At 71.5% G+C, this 1,107-nt stretch carries 1 protein-coding gene; it reads right to left on the reverse strand.

What is annotated here, in order from left to right:
• Positions 1 to 1,107 (reverse strand): AMP-binding protein (locus ACFP2T_RS48065; RefSeq protein WP_377434831.1); only part of this gene is annotated, 1,107 nt, incomplete at both ends.

Here is a 1,107-nt window from a genome sequence, read left to right on the forward strand (position 1 = left end):
GGCACCTCGTTGAACGCTCGGTCCAGCACGTGCCAGCGGGTCCCGGCGATCGGCGACCCCAACGTGACCGGACCATCGGCGCTCACCTGGTCCACAGCCGACCAGATCGTGGTCTCGGTCGGACCGTACATGTTCCACACCGCGCCAGAGCGCCGCACCAATGCCTCGGCCAGGGTGGACGGGAGAGCCTCACCACCGCACAGGATCCGCAACCGGTCCGACCCGCTCCACCCGTCCTCGACCAGCATCTGCCACGTCGCCGGGGTCGCCTGCACCACCGACACCCCGGCGGTGTCGATGATCGCGGCCAACGCCCGCGGAGAGCGGACGGTGTCACGGTCGGCGACCACCACCTGCGCGCCGGACAGCAACGGCAGCCACAACTCCAACCCGGCGATGTCGAACCCGAACGTCGTCACCGCCAACACCACGTCCTCAGCCGAAAGGCCCGGCCGCCGTGCCATGGCCGTCAGGAACGACACCAGGTTCCCGTGCGACACAACCACGCCCTTCGGCCGGCCCGTCGAACCAGACGTGTACATCACGTACGCCGCCCGATCCGCCTCGGCCGCGACCACTGGCATCGGTTCGTGTTCCCGCTCCAGGTCGAGGTCTTCCAGCCAGACCGTTGTCGGCACCGCCCCGGTCAGGATGTCCACACACCGGCGGTGGCCGAGCAGGACCCGCGCCCCGCTGTCGGTCAGGATGTAGGACAAACGGTCCGCCGGCTGTTCCGGATCCAGCGGCAGGTACGCACCACCGGCCCGCCACACCGCCAGCGCGGCCACCACCGCGTCCGCGCCCCGCTCCACACACAACCCGACCACCGACTCGACGCCCACCCCGGCGGCGACCAGACGACCGGCCAACACGCCCGACCGCTGCCACAGCTGGCCATAGGTCAACGCCACCGAACCCGACCGCACCGCCACCGCATCCGCATCCGCCGCCACCCGCGCCGCGATCAACTCGTACACCGCACCGGCCCACGGCTCGGCGGCCGCATCCCCGTCACACCACACCGCGAGATCCGCCGCCTCACCCCCGGTCAACACCGGCACCTGCGACAACCGCCGACCCGCGTCCGCCGCCACCGCGGCCAGCACC

Origin of the sequence: Plantactinospora solaniradicis (genome assembly GCF_042658085.1) — a bacterium.
Classification (GTDB): domain Bacteria; phylum Actinomycetota; class Actinomycetes; order Mycobacteriales; family Micromonosporaceae; genus Plantactinospora; species Plantactinospora solaniradicis.